Origin of the sequence: Mycobacterium attenuatum, assembly GCF_900566085.1 — a bacterium.
Classification (GTDB): domain Bacteria; phylum Actinomycetota; class Actinomycetes; order Mycobacteriales; family Mycobacteriaceae; genus Mycobacterium; species Mycobacterium attenuatum.
The window spans coordinates 1-1,067 of sequence record NZ_UPHT01000227.1 but is presented as its reverse complement, the minus strand read 5'-3'; the positions used below and the strand labels follow the sequence as shown (position 1 = coordinate 1,067).

The following is a 1,067-nucleotide window of genomic DNA, read 5'->3' as shown; positions in this document are numbered from 1 at the left end:
TTGACACGGCGGGCGTTGTTCGACTGTGTGTGTCAGGGGGCGCCGCTTATTCGGGTGGCGCGTGAGATGGGCGTGTCGACGATGTCAGGGTGGCTGTGGTGGCGCGACGCTGGGGCGGTGTAACTCATTGAAGGCGGTCGAGGTGACCGTGGGGTGGTCTGTCGTGGAGATCCTGACGGCCCGGGTGGACGGGGTCATCGGCTGAGTTGGGACATCGCCATCATGTGTGGACTTGACGGGGGGCTGAGCTACGTCGAGATCGGCCGCGACCGCAGGGTGGGGTGGCGTGAGGTGCGACGGAATCGTGACGCCGACGGCGATGATCACGCCTGGATGGCCCACTGTCGAGCAGCTGAGAATGCCCAACGCACTAAAGGCTTTCGCCTCGCTGATGCCGATTTGTGCGCCAAGGTCGAAGCCTGGATGGACCAGGGGTGAAGCCCCAAGCTGATCGCCGAGGTGTTGGCCCGCGATCACCTTGATGACAGGCTGCTACGGGTGGGCCATGAAACCTTTTACAAGTGCCTCTACGTCCATGGCCGAGGCCAGCTGCGCGCCGATCTGCACACGCGGCTGTCGACCAAACGCGCCGCGCGCAAATCCTGCAGCGGGGCGCCCGAACGGCGCGGCAAGTTCAGTGACGTGTTCACCATCAGACCGCGGCCCGCTGAGGCAAACGATCGCGCTGTGCCCGGACACTGTGAGGGAGAACTTAATCATCGGCGCCAGCAGTGGTTCGGCGATCGGCACCTTGGTTGAGCCCAGCACGCGGTTCACGATTCTGCGGCACCTGCCCGCCGACCACACCGCCGAGTCGGTGGCCACCGCGATGATCGAGGCAATGAGCGAATTGCCGGCCCACGTACGCCGCACCATCACCTGGGACCGCGGCAGCGAGATGGCCCGCTGGCGCGACGGTGAACTGCCGTTGCAGGCCCCGGTCTGCTTCTGCGATCCCCACTCGCCATGGCAGCTTCGCCATGGCAGCGCGGATCCAACGAGAACACCAACCGTCTGCTGAGGCTCTGGTTCGAAAAGGGAACCGACCTGAGGATGCACACCAAGGC

Annotated in this window: 1 pseudogene; it reads left to right on the top strand. The window is 64.9% G+C overall.

Annotated elements, in window-relative coordinates:
• Positions 1 to 1,067: pseudogene (locus EET13_RS33090) on the top strand (IS30 family transposase); the annotation flags it as partial.